Genomic DNA, 15857 nt, shown 5'->3' with positions numbered 1-15857 from the left:
GAGTTTGCGGCTGGTGCGCACCGGGTTTGCCGATGGAGCTATCTATGAAGTTTGGGGTATCGACGCGCGGGTAACGTCACCTACGGATGTCATCCCCGCGAAGGCGGGGATGACGGTTGTGAGGATGAGGGCGAGCGGGAGAATGCAGTGAGGGCGGAATGATGCGGTCAGGCGGAAATAACACCAAAATAATCCCTTTTATTCAAATGCTTGCCGAAAGACTCTCATTCAACACTTCAAAAAACAAAGGGCGCCGAAGCGCCCTTTGATTCATGCCGGTTCGCCCGCGCTCATCACGCCGGCGTCGACCGTGGCGAGCTCGACTCAGCCACGCGGACCGCGACCGCCGCCGGGGCGTCCGCCGCCGCGCGGGCCGCCGGGACGCGGGCCGCCCGGACGTGCCGCGTTGCCACCGGGGCGCGGGCCGCCAGGACGCGGACCGCTGGGCTTGCCGCCCGGACGCGCGTTGCCGCGCGCGGGGCGCTCGCTGCCGTAAGGGCTGAAACCCGGATTGGCGTGATCGGACGGAAAGCTCGGCGCATTGCCGGGATGACCGTAGGGACGCGAACTGCGCTGCCCCTGGCCTTGGCCCTGACCTTGCCCCTGGCCGCCTTGACCACCCTGACCGCCGCCACGGCGCTCGCCGTACGGGCCGTTGCCGTTGCCGCCGGTGGTGTTGCCATTGCGCTCGCCGCCGAAGCCGCCGCCCTGGGGACGGCCGCGTCCGGCGCCTGCGCCCGCACCCGCACCGGGACCGCGCGCGCCGGCCGGCTTGTTGCCGTAAGGCTTCTTGCCGCGACCGTCGGGATTGCGATGACCGCTCGGGCCGGTCTCGACGCCTTCGGGCACGTACCAGGTGCGGAACGCGGCCGGATTGCCGTCGGGCAGGGGCTTGACGCCCTTTTCCTTGCGCTGCTTGAACGGTTTCTGCGACTGGCGGGCAGCGGCTTCGCCACTGACGGTCAGACCGCCGGGCTTGCGCGGACCGCCGCGGCCGCGGCCGCCGCGATCTTCGCGGACGTGGTCGAAACGACGCAGTTCGCGGCCTTCATCGGCGGTGTTGTGGCCGCTGACGTAGCCGGCCGAGCGTTCGCCGGACAGATGCACGGTGGCCTTGGCCGCCTTGCGCTGGCCGATCACAGGCTGCAGCGTCAGCGCCGACGGGGTGCCGTCTTCCAGGCCCAGTACGGTGCGCAGCGCGTCGACCTTGTCGTTGGCCAGTTCCTGCGAATGGCCGCGCAGCAGTTCGCGCGGCAGCGAGACGGTGCCGTAGCGGATGCGCTTGAGGCGGCTGACCTGGCAGCCCTGCGACTCCCACAGGCGGCGCACTTCGCGGTTGCGGCCTTCCTTGACCACGACGCGGAACCAGTCGTGCGAATCGGTGCCGCCGATGCGTTCGATCTCATCGAACTTGGCCGGGCCGTCTTCCAGGGCCACGCCGCGGGCGAGGCGGTCGACCAGGTTGTCGGGCACGCTGTCCTGGCCTTCGGGGGCGCGCACGCGGCACACGTATTCGCGCTCGACTTCGAAGGAGGGATGCATCAGCGCGTTGGCCAACTCACCGTCGGTGGTCAGCAGCAACAGGCCGGTGGTGTTGATGTCCAGGCGGCCGATCGCGATCCAGCGCGCGCCCTTGAGCGCGGGCAGCGAATCGAAAATGGTCGGGCGGCCTTCGGGATCTTCGCGAGTGGTGACCTCGCCTTCGGGCTTGTTGTACATCAGCACGCGCGAGGGTTCGGTCAGCGCGCTGGCGACGAAGCTGCGGCCGTCGAGTTCGATCTTGTCGCCGCCCTTGATGCTTACGCCGATCTGCGCGATCTCGCCGTTGACCTTGACCAGGCCGTCGGCGATGCGCTGCTCCAGCGCGCGGCGCGAGCCCAGGCCCGCTTGCGCGAGGACCTTGTGCAGGCGTTCTTCCAATCGCGGCGCTTCGGGCGCCGCGCTGTCACCGCTGCGCTTCAATGAGAGCTTGCGGGGTTTTTCGTCAGTCATTTCTGTTGCTCCGGCTGGTCGTCTTCGGACTCAGCCTCAAGTTCCGGAACGGTCGTCGTCTCGACGGCGTGTTGGTCTTGCTCGTGATCGTTCGCGTCCGCCGCGCGCTTGCCCGGCGCGGCTTCGGGGTCGTCCGAAAGGACGGTGTGTTCGGTGTGTTCGGTGTCGTCTTCGCCGTCGGCGGTTGCGCCGGCGGCTTCGGATTGGGGAGTTGCTTCATCGCCGGCTTCGGCTTCGGCCGGGGCCGAGGCGTCTTCGGCGGCGGCGATTTCTTCATCGCCGTAGTCGTCGTCGTTGACTTCACCGCGCTTGTCGATGGATTCGTCGGCGAGATCCGTATTGGCGAGATCCGCATTGGCGAAAGCCGCATCGGCGTTGCCGGCTTCGGATTCGCCCGGTGCCCGATCGTCGCCGCCGTCCGCTTCCCTGCCGCCGCGGCCGATGCCGCCGGCCACGATCGGCTCGCCGTCCAGTGCCAGCTGCGGTTCGAGCTCGCCGATGTCCTTGAGCTCCGACAGCGGCGGCAGTTCGTCCAGGCGCTTGAGCCCGAAGTAATCCAGGAAGGTCTTGGTGGTGCCGAACAGGGCCGGCTTGCCGGGCACGTCGCGGTGGCCGACCACGCGGATCCACTCGCGTTCTTCCAGGGCCTTGATGATGTTGCTGCTGACCGCCACGCCGCGGACCTGCTCGATCTCGCCGCGGGTGATCGGCTGGCGGTAGGCGATCAGCGCCAAGGTTTCCAGGGTGGCGCGGGTGTAGCGGGTCTGGCGTTCGGTCCACAGCCGCGCCACCCAAGGGTGCACGTCGGCCTGAACCTGGAAGCGGAAGCCGGAGGCCAGCTCGACCAGTTCCACGCCGCGCTCGGCGCAGCCCTGGCGCAGGGTCTGCAGCGCGGTCTCGATACTGTCCGGCGGCGCGGGCTGGTCCTCGGGGAACAGTTCACGCAACTGCGCCAGCGTCAGCGGCTGGTTGGCCGCGAGCAGGGCGGCTTCGACGATGCGGGTGATGAGATGTTGGTCCATGGAGCCGGGATTCGGGAATGGGGATTCGTGATTCGGAAGAGCAAAAACGGTTCAGCCGTGACGCGGGCCGATGCGAGGCGGGCGGGACAGGGCAGACAGCGGTGGCGCGTCGGATGCGAGTGACGTCCGCGCTACGGACTGTCCGACGCCGGCGCTCACAGGGCGCGATCGTCGTCGTTGGCGGCGTCGTCGAACTCGCTGCTGAGTTCGATCTCGTCCGGGTCTTTCATCAGCGCCAGCGACTTGACGTAGATCGGCGCCAGCGGCCCCTCCTGCACGATTTCGATCAACTGCTCCTTGGCCAGGGTCAGCAGCCCCAGGAAGGTCACCACCACGCCGAGCCGGCCTTCCTCGACCGTGAACAGCGATTCGAAACGGTGGAACACGCCGTCGTTCATGCGCGTGAGCAGCTCGCCCATGCGCTGACGCACGCTCAGCGCATCGCGCTTGATCGCGTGCTGGGTATACAGCTCGGCGCGCTTGAACACGTCGTGCAGCGCCAGCAGCATTTCCTTCAACTCCACCGGCGGCGGCAGCTTGACCGAGGCGCGATCGGGCACGTAAGCCTGCACCGGCACGGTATCGCGGTCCTGACGGGGCAGGGTGTCGATGTCCTCGGCGGCCTTCTTGAACCGCTCGTACTCCTGCAGGCGGCGGACCAGTTCGGCGCGGGGGTCTTCCTCGATGCCTTCCTCGTTCGGCGCGCGCGGCAGCAGCATGCGCGATTTGATCTCGGCCAGGATCGCGGCCATGACCAGGTATTCGGCGGCCAGCTCGAAACGCATTTCGTGCATGGCCTGGATGTAGTCGACGTATTGCCGGGTGATCTCGGCGACCGGGATGTCCAGGATGTCCAGGTTCTGCCGGCGGATCAGGTAAAGCAGCAGGTCCAGCGGGCCCTCGAAGGCTTCCAGAATGACTTCCAGCGCGTCCGGCGGGATGTACAGATCCTGCGGAATCTGCAGCACCGGCTGGCCGTGGATCACCGCCAGCGGCATTTCCTGCTGCTGAGGCGTCGTCGGGCCTGGGGCGGGCCCCGGGGGTTCGGTCGCGGCGGGCGCGGGTTCGTTGGTCATTCAGAACCGGCCCCTCCGGGCCATGGGCACAGCTGTTGCGACGATGCGTACGGCACGAGGCCGCACCAGGAATGCCGTGACGGTTGCGTACAACCGACTGCGTACACTCGGGACGTACACCCGAAAACCGAGCGTCCCTACGGGTGCTACCAACCACTCAATAAAAGGCGTGTGCTTGGCCCGAACGATCCCGGCCTGCGCGACACGCTAAGGGCGTGGCGGCTAAGGCGTCGAGGGTTGCGGGCGCGGGCCGGTGGACTGCAGCGATGCAAGCGTACTGGCGCACCGATGATGTGCGGGAGAGTACGGGTGCGGACGTGGCGACGGTGTGGGTTCCGGTCGCGACGGGTTTGCTGCATCCGGCCTGACGGCAATTGACGTTTAGGGTAAGGGCTGGGGCGGGCAGTGTCCAGCGCCGGGATGAATGCCGGCTTCGACGCAGCTCCCGGTTCAGCCAATCCGGATCGCGCCGACGGTGTGCCCGGGGCGAGGGTGGCGCGGCCAGGGGCGGGGCCAGGCTGGTGCAATCAGGCGACGAAACCCGTCCACATTGCTGCGGGGACTCGAACGCGCGCGGTGGCTGGATCGGGAGCCCGGGTCCGTTCGGACTATCGGGGGCATGCAAGGTACGCCGGAGATCGGGCGCCGAAGATCGGGCACCGAAAATCAGGCACCGAAAATCAGGCACGAATCAGCGGCTAAACTGACGTCAGCCAGCTGCATCCACCTTCATGGAACGGGGAATCAGATGAATCGAACAAGGATCGCGGCCGCCGTGCTGGTCGTCGTATTGTCGGCCTGCAAGGCCTCGGCTCCGGCCGAACCAGCGGCTGCCGCGGCAGCGGTACCGGCGCCGGCGGTTGATGCGGCGCCTTCGCAACCCACCCCGGACGCATCCCAACTGGCCCCGCAGGGCGGTAAGCCCGGATTCGAAACCGCGCCGCGGCCGCAACTGGCCGAAGGCGCCTGCGCCAAGACCGAGGACGGCTTCGGCGCCTTCCTCGAACAGTTCATCTCCGAGCCCGAGCTGCGCGCCGCCTACAGCGCGCCGCAGATCGAGGTCCGCGACATCAAGCATCCAGACAAGCTGATCGCCGCGCACACCCCGCAACAGGCCGACCCGTTCCGGATCGCGCTGGTCGACTATCAGTGGTCTTACGACGAGCCGGGCAAGGACGCGGGACAGTTGAGCCGCATCAAACTCGATCGCAAACTCTCCGGCGACAGCATGCGCCTGGATTTCGTCAAGGCCGAGTTCTCGCCGGACGAGGACGTGGTCAAGACCTTCGGTTCGCCGGAAGCCTACGTATTCCAATTCAAGCGCGACTGCTGGCAACTCGCCCAGCATCTGCGCTGATTCGCCGGCCCGCGCCTCGCGGGCCGGTGCGAATCAACATCGACAAGGAGATGTGCGATGCCCAAGTACGCCATCGTCGAATCGGTCGGCAAAGGCGTTCAACATGGGTCGCCTGAGCGAGATTTCGAAGCGTCGTCCCGGAACGGCCCGCATCCGCGCGATGCGGGCCGTTTTCGTAAGCGGCCGCCGCATCGCCGCGCTGCGTTCGCCGATCGGGGTATCGCCGGACGTCGGGCCGTCGCCGCTACAATGGCGGCCTCATTGCGCAGCTACGAGTCGAGGCAAGGCCATGTGGTATTTGATCGAAGGTTACGACGTCGCCGACGCCCTGCCCAAGCGCGGCGCCGCGCGCCCGGCGCATCTGCAGCGCCTGACCGCGTTGCGCGACCAAGGCCGCCTGTTGCTCGCCGGCCCGTGCCCGGCCATCGATGCGGAAGACCCGGGTCCGGCCGGTTTCAGCGGCAGTCTGATCGTGGCCGAGTTCGAATCGCTGGAAGCCGCGCGCGTTTGGGCCGATGCCGATCCTTACGTCGAAGCCGGGGTGTACGCACGCGTCGAGGTGCGGCCGTTCCGCAAGGTGTTGCCGTGAACGCCGGGCCGTTGCCGCGCGAGCAGCGGGTCGAGGCGATCCGCGCCGCGATCGAAGCCGCGTTGGCGCCGACCGCGCTGGAGATCGAAGACGAAAGCCATCGCCACGCCGGACACGCCGGCGCGCTGGATGGGCGAGGGCACTTCCGCGTCGCGGTGGTCAGCGCCGCGTTCGCCGGTCTGAATCCGATCGCGCGGCACCGCGCGGTGTATGCGGCGGTCGGCGAACTGATGACCACCGATATTCACGCGTTGGCGATCAGCGCCAAGACGCCGCAAGAAGTTTGAAGGCTGCCGCACACGAGGCCGCGCCGGTCGACAGTTCCATGGCGCAGCGCAGCATGATCGGCGCGATCGAATCGGGCAGTCTGGCGCTCTAACCGTTTTTCATAACAAGCGCTTTACACTTGTTCCTGAAAACGTTTACAGTCGTCGCACTTTCCAGCCGCGAGGGGCGGTCCAGGACAGTGGTGAGCGTGACGATCAAAGATGTCGCCCGCGCGGCCCAGGTGTCGGTGGCGACCGTATCGCGGACCTTGAACGGCCACGGCAACGTCGCCGAGGAGGTGCGTCGGCGCGTGCTCGCCGTCGCCAACGACCTTCGCTACACGCCGCACGCGGCCGCCCGCAGTCTGAGCAGCCGGCGCACGCAGACGCTGGGCGTGGTGTTGCCGGATCTGCACGGCGAATTCTTCTCCGAACTGGTGCGCGGCGTCGATCAGGTCGCGCGCGAGCATCGGCTGCACCTGCTGGTGTCCAGCTATCACGGCCGTCCCGACGAACAAGTCTCGGCGCTGCGCGCGATGCGCGGCCGCGTCGACGGGCTGCTGGTGATGTCGCCGTATGCCGCCGCGCATGCCTCGATCGTCGAGGAACTGTCGCCGGCGCTGCCGATCGTGTTGATCAACGCGCAGAGCGACGCACCCGAGGTGTTGTCGCTGAGCGTGGACAACTACGGCGGCGCGCAGGCCATGGTCGAGTACCTGGTCGCCAGCGGCCACCGCCGGATCGTCTTCATCGCCGGCCCGGAAGACAATTTCGACGCTCACGAACGCCTGCGCGGTTACCGCGAGGCGCTCGCGCGTCTGTTGCCGGACGCAACGGAATGGGTCTTGCCCGGCGCGTTCGACGAGGCCTCCGGCCACGCCGCCGGACAGACGCTGCTGGCCGCGTCGCAGCGGCCCGATGCGGTGTTCGCGGCCAACGACATGATGGCGCTGGGCTGCCTGTTCTCGCTGGTTCAGGCCGGCCTGAAGGTGCCCGCCGACATCGCGGTGACCGGTTTCGATGATATTCCGCTCGCGCGCTACGTCCACCCCACGCTCACGACCATGCGGGTCAATATCGCCGAGCTCGGCGCCCGCGCCGCGCGTTTGCTGCTCACCCGTTTGAATACGGACACCGCCGCGCAGGACGCGCAATCGCACCAAGCCAGACACGACCTGCGCGAGCAGGAGGAAAGCCAGCACGACCAGATCAAACCAGAGAACCAACGTCAGCGGCAAAGCGAGCCGTTGCGGCCGGAATTGATCGTGCGCGAGTCGGGAGCACGCCGAGGGGGCGGTGCCTGATCGCGTCGAAAAAAATTTGGTCGCGTGTGTAAGCGATTACACAAGCAAGCCGCCTTACCGACGCAATTTTGCAGTACGTGCTCCTTGGAGGGAGGAACGCAAATGACTCACCACGATTCGCAAGCCCAACGCCGCCCCGGATCCGTTTTTCGCATCGCCTCGCGCCGCAATCTGCTCGCCTGCGCGCTGCTCAGCTGCATGGCCATGGCCGCGCCTACCGCGCTGGCGCAAAGCACCGCGGCGACGATCCGCGGAGTGGTCAGCAGCGACGGCGGCCCGGCCGCCAACGCCAGCGTCACCGCGACCAACATCGCCAGCGGCCTGAGCCGCAAGGTGCAGACCGGCGCGGACGGCCACTATTCGCTCGCCGGCCTGCCGCCGGGCACTTATCGCATCGACGTCAACGCAGGCGGCCAGACCAACACCCGCAACGTCACCGTCGCGGTCGGCCAGTCGGCGACGCTCAATCTGTCCACCGGCGGCGTGGCCGAGACCGCGCCGGCGGGAGAGGCCACCGATCTGGACAAGGTGACGGTGACGTCCACCGCGCTGGTCGAGACCAAGACCTCGGAAATCGCGACCTACGTCAGCAACAAGCAGATCGCCGCGTTGCCGCAGGCCTCGCGCAACTTCCTCGCCTTCGCCGACATCGTGCCGGGCGTGCAGTTCACCACCGGCACCGAAGGCTCGACCAAGTTGCGCAGCGGCGGCCAGCTCAGCAGCGGCATCAACGTCTACGTCGATGGCGTGGGCCAGAAGGACTACGTGCTCAAGGGCGGCATCACCGGCCAGGACTCCAGCCGCGGCAACCCGTTTCCGCAGTTGGGCATCGCCGAATACAAGGTGATCACCTCCAACTACAAGGCCGAGTACGACCAGCTCAGCAGCGCGGCGATCACCGCGGTGACCAAGTCCGGCGGCAATGAGTTTCATGGCAGCTTCTTCTGGGATCACACCTCCGATGAATGGTCGGCCAAGACCGTGCGCGAGGAAAAGGGCGAAGTGCCCAAGGCGCAGCAGAAGGAAGATCAGTACGGCGCGTCCTTCAGCGGTCCGCTGATTCAGGACAAGATGCATTTCTTCGTGACCTACGAGGCCAAGGAATACAACTCGCCGCGTTCGATCACACCCGGTCGCAATTACCGGATCGACCAGCTGCCGGCGCAGTTCCAGGACATGGCGCGCGAGTCGATCAGCGCGCCGTTCAAGGAAGACCTGTATTTCGGCAAGATCGATTGGACCCCGGGCGACGCCCATCTGATCGAGTTCACCGCCAAGTACCGCAAGGAAGATGAGCTGACCGGCATCGGCGGCGCCCGGCTCGGCGATTACGGCACGCTCAAGGCCGGCGAGGAGACTCGCCTGGATCTGCGCTACCAGTACAGCGCGGCCAACTGGCTCAACGACGCGCACCTGACCTACGAGGACACCACCTTCGGCCCGCGCCCGGTAACCGTGGCCAATGGCTACCAACTGCGCGTGCCCAAACAGGGCGAGGAGAATCTCAACAATCCGGTGATGGAAGAAGTGCTGTTCTTCGGCGGTGGCGGTGATTTCCAGGACAAGGGCCAGAAGGGTTACGCGCTGCAGAACGACTTCACCTGGAACGGCTGGGAAGGCCACACGGTCAAGGCCGGCGTGAAGTACAAGATGATCGATATCAGCGCGATGGAGAAGCAGCCGTACTCGCCGCAGTTCCGCTACGACATCCGTAATTTCGCCACGCCCTACGAGGTGAATTTCTCCGGCACCGCCAGCGATTTCCCGCCGAGCGTGAAGTCGAAGAACAAACAGTTCGGCATCTATCTGCAGGACGACTGGGAAGTCAACGAGCACCTGACCTTGAACCTGGGTCTGCGTTGGGATTACGAGACCACGCCGAGCTATGAGAATTTCCGCACCCCGGCCAATCTGGTCGCCGCGCTGCAGAATTTCTCCAACATCCACCAGCCCGGCGTCGACTACGACATCAACGATTACATCAGCACCGGCAACAACCGCAAAGCGTTCAAGGACGGTTGGCAGCCGCGTCTGGGCTTCTCCTACGATCTCAATGGCGACGAACGCCATGTGATCTTCGGCGGCGCCGGCCGTTCGTACAACCGCAATCAGTTCGACTATCTCTCTTTCGAGAGCTACCGCCTGGCGTTCCAGCAGATCACTTATCAGTTCAATTCGCCCGGCCATACCTGCACAGTCACCCCGACCGGCAATTGCTTCAACTTCGATCCCAGCTTCTACGATCCCGAAACGCTGGCCGCGCTGGCGCGTCAGCGTCCGAACGCGGGCAGCGAAGTGTTCCTGATCAACAACGATCTGAAGACGCCTTACTCGGATCAGTTCAGCCTCGGCATGCGCAACGGCTTTGCGATGTTCGGTCACGAGTGGAATTCCTCGGCGACCCTGGCCTACGTGCGCAGTCACGACGGGATCTTGTTCGCGCTGGGCAACCGCCGTCCCGACGGCAGCTTCCATGAGGCGGGCCGGACGTTCGGCGGTGCGCCGTTCGACTTCAACCTGCCGGGCTTCGGCAAATTCTTCATCGGCGACAACGCGGTGGAGACCAAGACCAAGCAGGTGCTGCTGTCGCTGGACAAGCCGTTCACCGAAGAGTCGGGCTGGGGTGCGAGCTTCGCCTATACGTTTACCGACGCCAAAGAGAACCGCTTCAACTCCGATATCTTCACCTTCGACTATCCGAATCTGGACAACGTCGGTTTCACCCGCGCGGTGGGCGTGTCCAGGCATCGCTTCGTCGCCACCGGCATCATGGATTTTTACGGCATGACCCTGTCGGGCAAGTTGACCCTGGCCAGCCCGGAGGTGGAAGAATCGACCAACTGCGTCAAGTTCGGCGACAAGAACTGCTTTTTCGATCCGTATACGCCGGACAGCACCATCGGCTTCAAGCAGTTCGATATGGCCTTGCAGAAGGAATGGGACACCGGCGCCGGCATCAAATTCTGGGCCCGCGGCGATGTCCTGAACGTTTTCAACTGGCGCAACTACATCGATTTCGACACCTACCGCGGCACTCAGATAGCGCCGAATCCGAGGCTCGGCGAGCGTCGCGACAACATCGCGCTGCCGACCCGCACGTTCAAGCTGTCGATGGGCTTCAATTGGTGATCGCCGGCGCCGGCCGTCGCGAGGCGGCCGGCGCCGCACCATCGATCCGCAATCGTAATCCGTGAACGTTTCACCGCTCCGCCGGTCTATACCGGCAACCACGAAGACACAGGGGTTTTCGGTTTCATGCAACGCGTCAAAACGACAACACGTGCAGTTTCCTTCGCTGTCATGGGCACGCTGTTGCTCGTCCTGTCCGCCTGCAAGAAGCCGGAAACGCAATCGCAAACGCAACCGATCGTAAGTCCGGAGCCCGTCGTGGTCGAGCCGCTCAAGCAGGAGCGGCTGGAGCTGCCGCCGTTGTTCCGCGATATCGAGAAGCGGACGTTTCAGTTCTTCTGGGATACGACCAACGAGCAGAACGGGCTGACGCCGGACCGGTATCCCTCCAGGCCGTTCGCCAGTATCGCTTCGGTCGGGTTCGCGTTGACCGCATACCCGGTTGGAATCGAGCGCGGCTGGGTCAGCCGCACCCAGGCGGTGGACCGCACCCTGACCACGCTGAAGTTCCTGCGCGATCTGCCCAGCGGTCCGCAGGCGACCGGCAAGGGCGCGTACAAGGGCTTCTACTACCACTTCCTGGACATGCAGAAGGGCCAGCGCTACGACAGCTGGGTCGAGCTGTCGAGCGTGGACACCGGTCTGCTGATGATGGGCGTGTTGTTCGCCCAGTCCTATTACGACCGCGACGATCCGCGCGAGAAGGAAATCCGCGAGATGGCCGACACGCTGTACAAGCGCGTGGACTGGACCTGGCTGCAGCAGAACAAGCCGCTGGTGTCGATGGGCTGGTTCCCAGAGAGCGGCTTCATCAAGCACGACTGGATGGGCTACAACGAGGCCATGCTGCTGTACGTGCTCGCGCTGGGCTCGCCGACCTATCCGGTCGGGCCGGAAGCGTGGACGGTGTGGACGCGGACCTATAACGACGTGTGGGGCGTGTACCAGGGCGAGGAATTCCTGGCCTTCGGCCCCTTGTTCGGCCACCAGTACAGCCACGTCTGGATCGATTTCCGCGGCATCCAGGACGATTACATGCGCGAGCGCGGCATCGATTATTTCGAGAACAGCCGCCGCGCCGCTTATGCGCAGCGCGCCTACGCCATCGCCAATCCGATGAAGTGGGAGGATTACGGCCCGGAAGTGTGGGGCCTGACCGCGAGCGATGGCCCGCAGCAGACCTTGCAGGAATACCGCGGCGAGCAGCGCCAGTTCCGCCACTACTCCGCGCGCGGCGCCGGCCTGCGCGAGAATTTCGACGACGGCACCATCGCCCCGACCGCGGCGATCGCGTCGTTGCCGTTCGCACCGGAGATCGTGATTCCGACCACCGTGACCCTGCACGAGCGCTACGGCGAGTACATCTACTCCAGCTACGGTTTCCTGGACTCCTTCAATCCCAGCTTCAAGTACGACATTCCGCTCAAGACCGGACGGCTGGTGCCCGATCACGGCTGGGTGTCGAGCGACTACATCGGCATCGACCAGGGCCCGATCCTGGCGATGATCAGCAACTACCGCAACGAGTTCGTGTGGAACGTGATGAAGCGCAATCCCTACATCCGCGCGGGACTGGAACGCGCCGGATTCAAGGGCGGCTGGCTGGCCCCGGCGGAAGACAAGAGCAAGGGCAAGGACGGCGATAACGACAAGAAAGAGGCCGAAGCGGCCAAGCCCGAGGCGAAACCGGCCGGCACCATGGATCCGGCCACCGCGCGCGCGCTTGGCGAGGCCGAATCGCGTGCGGGTCGCACCAATGCGCCGGCGAAGCAGAATGCGCCCAAGCCGGAATGACGGTATGAGCGGGAGCGGGCCGGCGGCGATGCGATCGAAGTCCCGGCGGGTGGGCGCGGTGTCGTTGCTTGTTGCAAACAGCAAATCCCCCCTGGCCCCTCTTTTAAAAAGGGGGGGGCTCGGTTGGTGGGGGCGCGGCGTGCGTGCGGTTTCTCGGGTCGTGGCGGTCGCGCTGTTTGCGTTGGTGCTGGGCAGTTGCTCGGGCCGCGGCGATGGACGCACGGTGGTGAAGTTCTGGGCGATGGGCTTCGAGGGCGAAATGGTCGCCCAGCTGATTCCCGAGTTCGAACGCCGCCATCCCGACATCCGCGTGCAAGTGCAGCAGCTGCCGATCATTTCCGCGCACGAGAAGCTGTTGACCGCGTTCGCCGGCGATTCTCTGCCGGATGTCTGCGCGATCGGCAACACCTGGGTGTCCGAATTCGCCTTGCTCGATGCCTTGTCGCCGCTGGAACCGAGGCTGCAGGCGGCGCCCGAGGTAAGTCGCGCGGATTATTTTGCCGGCGCCTGGGACACCGGCGTGATCGCCGGGCAGGTGTATGCGGTGCCGTGGTACGTGGAAACGCGGCTGCCGTTCTATCGCCAGGATCTGCTCAAGCAAGCCGGTATCGCCGAGCCGCCGCGGACTTGGGCGGAATGGAAGACCGCGATGGCGGCGATCAAGCGCGAGGTCGGTCCCGACCGTTACGCCATGCTGCTGCCGCTCAACGAGGCCGAGCCGCTGTTGAATTTGGGCATCCAATCGCCCGAACCGCTGCTGCGCGACGGCGGGCGTTACGGCAACTTCCGCAGCCCCGGATTCAAGCGCGCGCTGACGTTCTATCGCGAAGTGTTCCAGCGCCAGTGGGCGCCGCTGGCCAGCAACACCCAGATCGCCAACGTCTGGAACGAGTTCGGCCGCGGCTATTTCAGCTTCTACGTCAACGGCCCTTGGAACATCGCCGAATTCAAGAAGCGCTTGCCGCCGAATCTGCAATCGACCTGGATGACGATGCTGCTGCCGGGCGAAAACGGCCCCGGCGCTTCGGTCGCCGGCGGCGCCAGCTTCGTGCTGTTCCGCGGATCGCAGCGCCAGGACGCGGCGTGGAAACTCATCGCGTATTTGTCCGAGCCGCAGGTGCAGGTGCGCTTCCATGCGCTGACCGGCAACCTGCCGCCGCGACGCACCTCGTGGAACGCGCCAGCACTGGTCAGCGATCCGTACGCGCGCGCCTTCCGCGATCAGCTCGAACGCGCGCGGCCGGCGCCGAAGGTGCCGGAGTGGGAGCGCATCGCCGTGGAGATCAAGCTGGTCGGCGAGCAACTGGCCAACGGCCGGGTGACCGTGGACCAGGCCGCGGAGGAACTCGATCGCCGCGCCGACAGGATTCTCGAGAAGCGCCGCTGGATGCTCGATCGCGCCGCACAAGCGACGCCGGCGGCGGCGAAGGAGGGCGGATGAAACCCGCGACCGCCGGTTGGGTGTTCGCCGCGCCCGCGCTGACCGTGATCGGGCTGTTCTTCGGCCTGCCGGTGCTGGCCGCGCTGGCCTTGAGTCTGACCGACTTCGATATCTATTCGCTGGCGCACATCGAGAACCTGCGTTTCGTCGCCTTCGACAATTATCTCAACCTGCTCAAGAATCCGCTGTTCTGGAGCGCGCTGGGCAATACCTTGTACTTCGTCGCGGTCGGCGTGCCGTTGTCGATCGCGGTGTCGCTGGGCGCGGCCTTGCTGTTGCATTCCAGGCTCGGCGCTTTCAAGCCGTTCTTCCGCACCGCGTATTTCGCGCCGGTGGTGACCACGGTGGTGGCGGTCGCGGTGATCTGGCGCTATCTGTTCCATACCCGCTACGGCCTGGTGAACTGGGGGCTGAGCTGGGTGGGGATCGATCCGGTCGATTGGCTCGGCGATCCGCGCTGGGCCATGCCGACCATCATCTTGTTCGCGGTGTGGAAGAACTTCGGCTACAACATGATCATCTTCCTGGCCGGCCTGCAGGCGATTCCGGAAGACCTGTATGAGGCCGCGCGCATCGACGGCGCCGGGCAGGGACGACAGTTCCGCTACATCACCTTGCCGATCCTAGGGCCGGTGCTGCTGATGGTCGGCATCCTGACCCTGGCCGGTTATTTCCAGTTGTTCGCCGAGCCTTACGTCATCACCCAGGGCGGTCCGCTGCAGAGCACGGTCAGCGTGCTGTACCTGATGTACGAAGAAGGCTTCAAGTGGTGGAATCTGGGCAACGCCTCGGCGGTGGCCTTCTTGCTGTTCGTGCTGATGACTGCGGTCACCAGCGGCCTGATGTGGTTCGCGCGGCGCAAGGGGGTCGAATGAACGACTCGGGCATGCCGGCCTGGCTGGCCAAATCGATCGTCAACGGTCTGTTGATCGGCCTGGCGGCGTTGAGCCTGGCGCCGTTGCTGTGGATGTTCGCGGTTTCGCTGATGCAGCCCGGCGAGGCCAGCGCGTTTCCGCCGCCGTTGTGGCCGGCCGATCCGACCCTGCACAACTACCGCGAACTGTTCTCGCGCATGGGCATGGGCCGTTACCTGTTCAACAGTTTCCTGGTCTCCACCGTGGTGACGGTGATCGCGGTGCTGCTCAACACCCTGGCCGGCTACGCCTTCGCCAAGCTCAAGTTCCCCGGGCGCGAGGGCGTGTTCCGCGTGCTGCTGGCGGCGCTGGTGATTCCGGCGCAGGTGTCGATGATGCCGCTGTTCCTGATGCTCAAGCAGATGGGCCTGATCAACAGCTACGCCGGCGCGGTGGTGCCGGGCATGGCGGGCATCTTCGGGATCTTCCTGGTGCGCCAGTACGCGCGCTCGATTCCCGACGAACTGCTCGAAGCGCCGCGCATCGACGGCGCGGGCGAGTTGCGGATATTCTTCCAGATCGTGCTGCCGGCGTTGCGGCCGATCCTGGTGACGTTGGCGATCTTCAGTTTCCTCGGCGCCTGGAACGATTTCATGTGGCCGCTGATCGTGCTCAGCGATCAGGATCTGCAGACCCTGCCGGTGGCATTGGCTTCGCTGTCGCGCGAGCACGTGCAGGACAACGAGATGATGATGGCCGGCTCGGTGGTGACCGTGGTGCCGGTGTTGCTGCTGTTTCTGGTGTTGCAGCGTTATTACCTGCAGGGCTTGCTGGTCGGCAGCGTCAAAGGTTGAACCGTCTGCCGCGAGGTCGCGGCGCGAACAAGGTGGATTGGATGTCGAAACCCTGCCTGTCGGCCGCGGTCGAGGCCGCGAAATCTTTTGTGGGAGGGCCTTCAGGCCCGACCGCGGGGCCGAAATCTCGCGGCGATCGTGCGTCGGGCCTGAAGGCCCTCCCACAAAAGACCTCGTGG

Annotated in this window: 11 protein-coding genes and 1 pseudogene; 9 read left to right on the top strand and 3 right to left on the bottom strand. The window is 65.5% G+C overall.

Annotated features, from left to right (window positions below; genetic code table 11):
• Nucleotides 1-324 precede the first annotated feature (324 nt).
• The 3 genes from rluB to ACTOWJ_RS04875 form a co-directional block, all read right to left on the bottom strand.
• Nucleotides 325-1992 (bottom strand): 23S rRNA pseudouridine(2605) synthase RluB, encoded by a 1668-nt coding sequence (rluB, locus tag ACTOWJ_RS04885; RefSeq protein WP_441333468.1) that lies wholly within the window; start codon nt 1990-1992, stop codon nt 325-327.
• A complete protein-coding gene (scpB, locus tag ACTOWJ_RS04880; protein ID WP_441333467.1) occupies nt 1989-3014 on the bottom strand; it encodes an SMC-Scp complex subunit ScpB in 1026 nt (341 codons plus the stop codon). The genes rluB and scpB overlap by 4 nt, the downstream gene beginning before the upstream one ends.
• Before the next feature lie 155 nt (nt 3015-3169).
• Entirely contained in the window at nt 3170-4090 is a 921-nt protein-coding gene (locus tag ACTOWJ_RS04875; protein ID WP_441333466.1) for a segregation and condensation protein A, read from the bottom strand.
• Between the two features lie 748 nt (nt 4091-4838).
• Here ACTOWJ_RS04875 and ACTOWJ_RS04870 point away from each other — a divergent pair.
• The 9 genes and pseudogenes from ACTOWJ_RS04870 to ACTOWJ_RS04830 all read left to right on the top strand — a co-directional run bounded on the left by ACTOWJ_RS04870 (nt 4839) and on the right by ACTOWJ_RS04830 (nt 15678).
• On the top strand, nt 4839-5447 hold the full coding sequence (locus ACTOWJ_RS04870) for a hypothetical protein (protein WP_441333465.1): 609 nt from the start codon (nt 4839-4841) through the stop codon (nt 5445-5447).
• A 289-nt stretch (nt 5448-5736) separates the two neighbouring features.
• Nucleotides 5737-6036 carry a YciI family protein gene (locus ACTOWJ_RS04865; RefSeq protein WP_441333464.1) on the top strand — a complete coding sequence of 100 codons (300 nt, stop codon included), beginning with the start codon at nt 5737-5739 and terminating at the stop codon, nt 6034-6036.
• A complete protein-coding gene (locus tag ACTOWJ_RS04860; RefSeq protein ID WP_441333463.1) occupies nt 6033-6323 on the top strand; it encodes a BolA family protein in 291 nt (96 codons plus the stop codon). The genes ACTOWJ_RS04865 and ACTOWJ_RS04860 overlap by 4 nt, the downstream gene beginning before the upstream one ends.
• A 182-nt stretch (nt 6324-6505) precedes the next feature.
• Nucleotides 6506-7606, top strand: a complete 1101-nt coding sequence (locus ACTOWJ_RS04855) for a LacI family DNA-binding transcriptional regulator (protein ID WP_441333462.1) — start codon at nt 6506-6508, stop codon at nt 7604-7606.
• 102 nt (nt 7607-7708) lie between these two features.
• On the top strand, nt 7709-10735 hold the full coding sequence (locus ACTOWJ_RS04850) for a TonB-dependent receptor (protein ID WP_441333461.1): 3027 nt from the start codon (nt 7709-7711) through the stop codon (nt 10733-10735).
• 171 nt (nt 10736-10906) lie between these two features.
• Nucleotides 10907-12346: pseudogene (locus ACTOWJ_RS04845) on the top strand (glucoamylase family protein); the annotation flags it as partial.
• Between the two features lie 322 nt (nt 12347-12668).
• On the top strand, nt 12669-13970 hold the full coding sequence (locus tag ACTOWJ_RS04840) for a sugar ABC transporter substrate-binding protein (RefSeq protein WP_441333460.1): 1302 nt from the start codon (nt 12669-12671) through the stop codon (nt 13968-13970).
• A complete protein-coding gene (locus ACTOWJ_RS04835; RefSeq protein ID WP_441333459.1) occupies nt 13967-14845 on the top strand; it encodes a carbohydrate ABC transporter permease in 879 nt (292 codons plus the stop codon). The genes ACTOWJ_RS04840 and ACTOWJ_RS04835 overlap by 4 nt, the downstream gene beginning before the upstream one ends.
• Nucleotides 14842-15678, top strand: coding sequence for a carbohydrate ABC transporter permease (locus ACTOWJ_RS04830; RefSeq protein WP_441333458.1), 837 nt, complete (start codon nt 14842-14844; stop codon nt 15676-15678). Before ACTOWJ_RS04835 ends, ACTOWJ_RS04830 begins: the two co-directional genes overlap by 4 nt.
• The last annotated feature ends 179 nt before the right edge of the window (nt 15679-15857 follow it).

Source organism: Lysobacter sp. CA199 (assembly GCF_052078715.1).
Lineage (GTDB): Bacteria > Pseudomonadota > Gammaproteobacteria > Xanthomonadales > Xanthomonadaceae > Lysobacter.
The sequence above is the reverse complement of the archived record's forward strand: the minus strand, read 5'-3'. Positions and strand labels throughout refer to the sequence as shown.

What these genes read in the sequence shown, in the direction of transcription:
- ACTOWJ_RS04830 (WP_441333458.1), top strand. Translation starts at nt 14,842, where the DNA reads ATGAACGACTCGGGCATGCCGGCCTGGCTGGCCAAATCGATCGTCAAC.
- scpB (WP_441333467.1), bottom strand. Translation starts at nt 3,014, where the DNA reads ATGGACCAACATCTCATCACCCGCATCGTCGAAGCCGCCCTGCTCGCG.
- ACTOWJ_RS04875 (WP_441333466.1), bottom strand. Translation starts at nt 4,090, where the DNA reads ATGACCAACGAACCCGCGCCCGCCGCGACCGAACCCCCGGGGCCCGCC.
- ACTOWJ_RS04865 (WP_441333464.1), top strand. Translation starts at nt 5,737, where the DNA reads ATGTGGTATTTGATCGAAGGTTACGACGTCGCCGACGCCCTGCCCAAG.
- ACTOWJ_RS04835 (WP_441333459.1), top strand. Translation starts at nt 13,967, where the DNA reads ATGAAACCCGCGACCGCCGGTTGGGTGTTCGCCGCGCCCGCGCTGACC.
- rluB (WP_441333468.1), bottom strand. Translation starts at nt 1,992, where the DNA reads ATGACTGACGAAAAACCCCGCAAGCTCTCATTGAAGCGCAGCGGTGAC.
- ACTOWJ_RS04850 (WP_441333461.1), top strand. Translation starts at nt 7,709, where the DNA reads ATGACTCACCACGATTCGCAAGCCCAACGCCGCCCCGGATCCGTTTTT.
- ACTOWJ_RS04870 (WP_441333465.1), top strand. Translation starts at nt 4,839, where the DNA reads ATGAATCGAACAAGGATCGCGGCCGCCGTGCTGGTCGTCGTATTGTCG.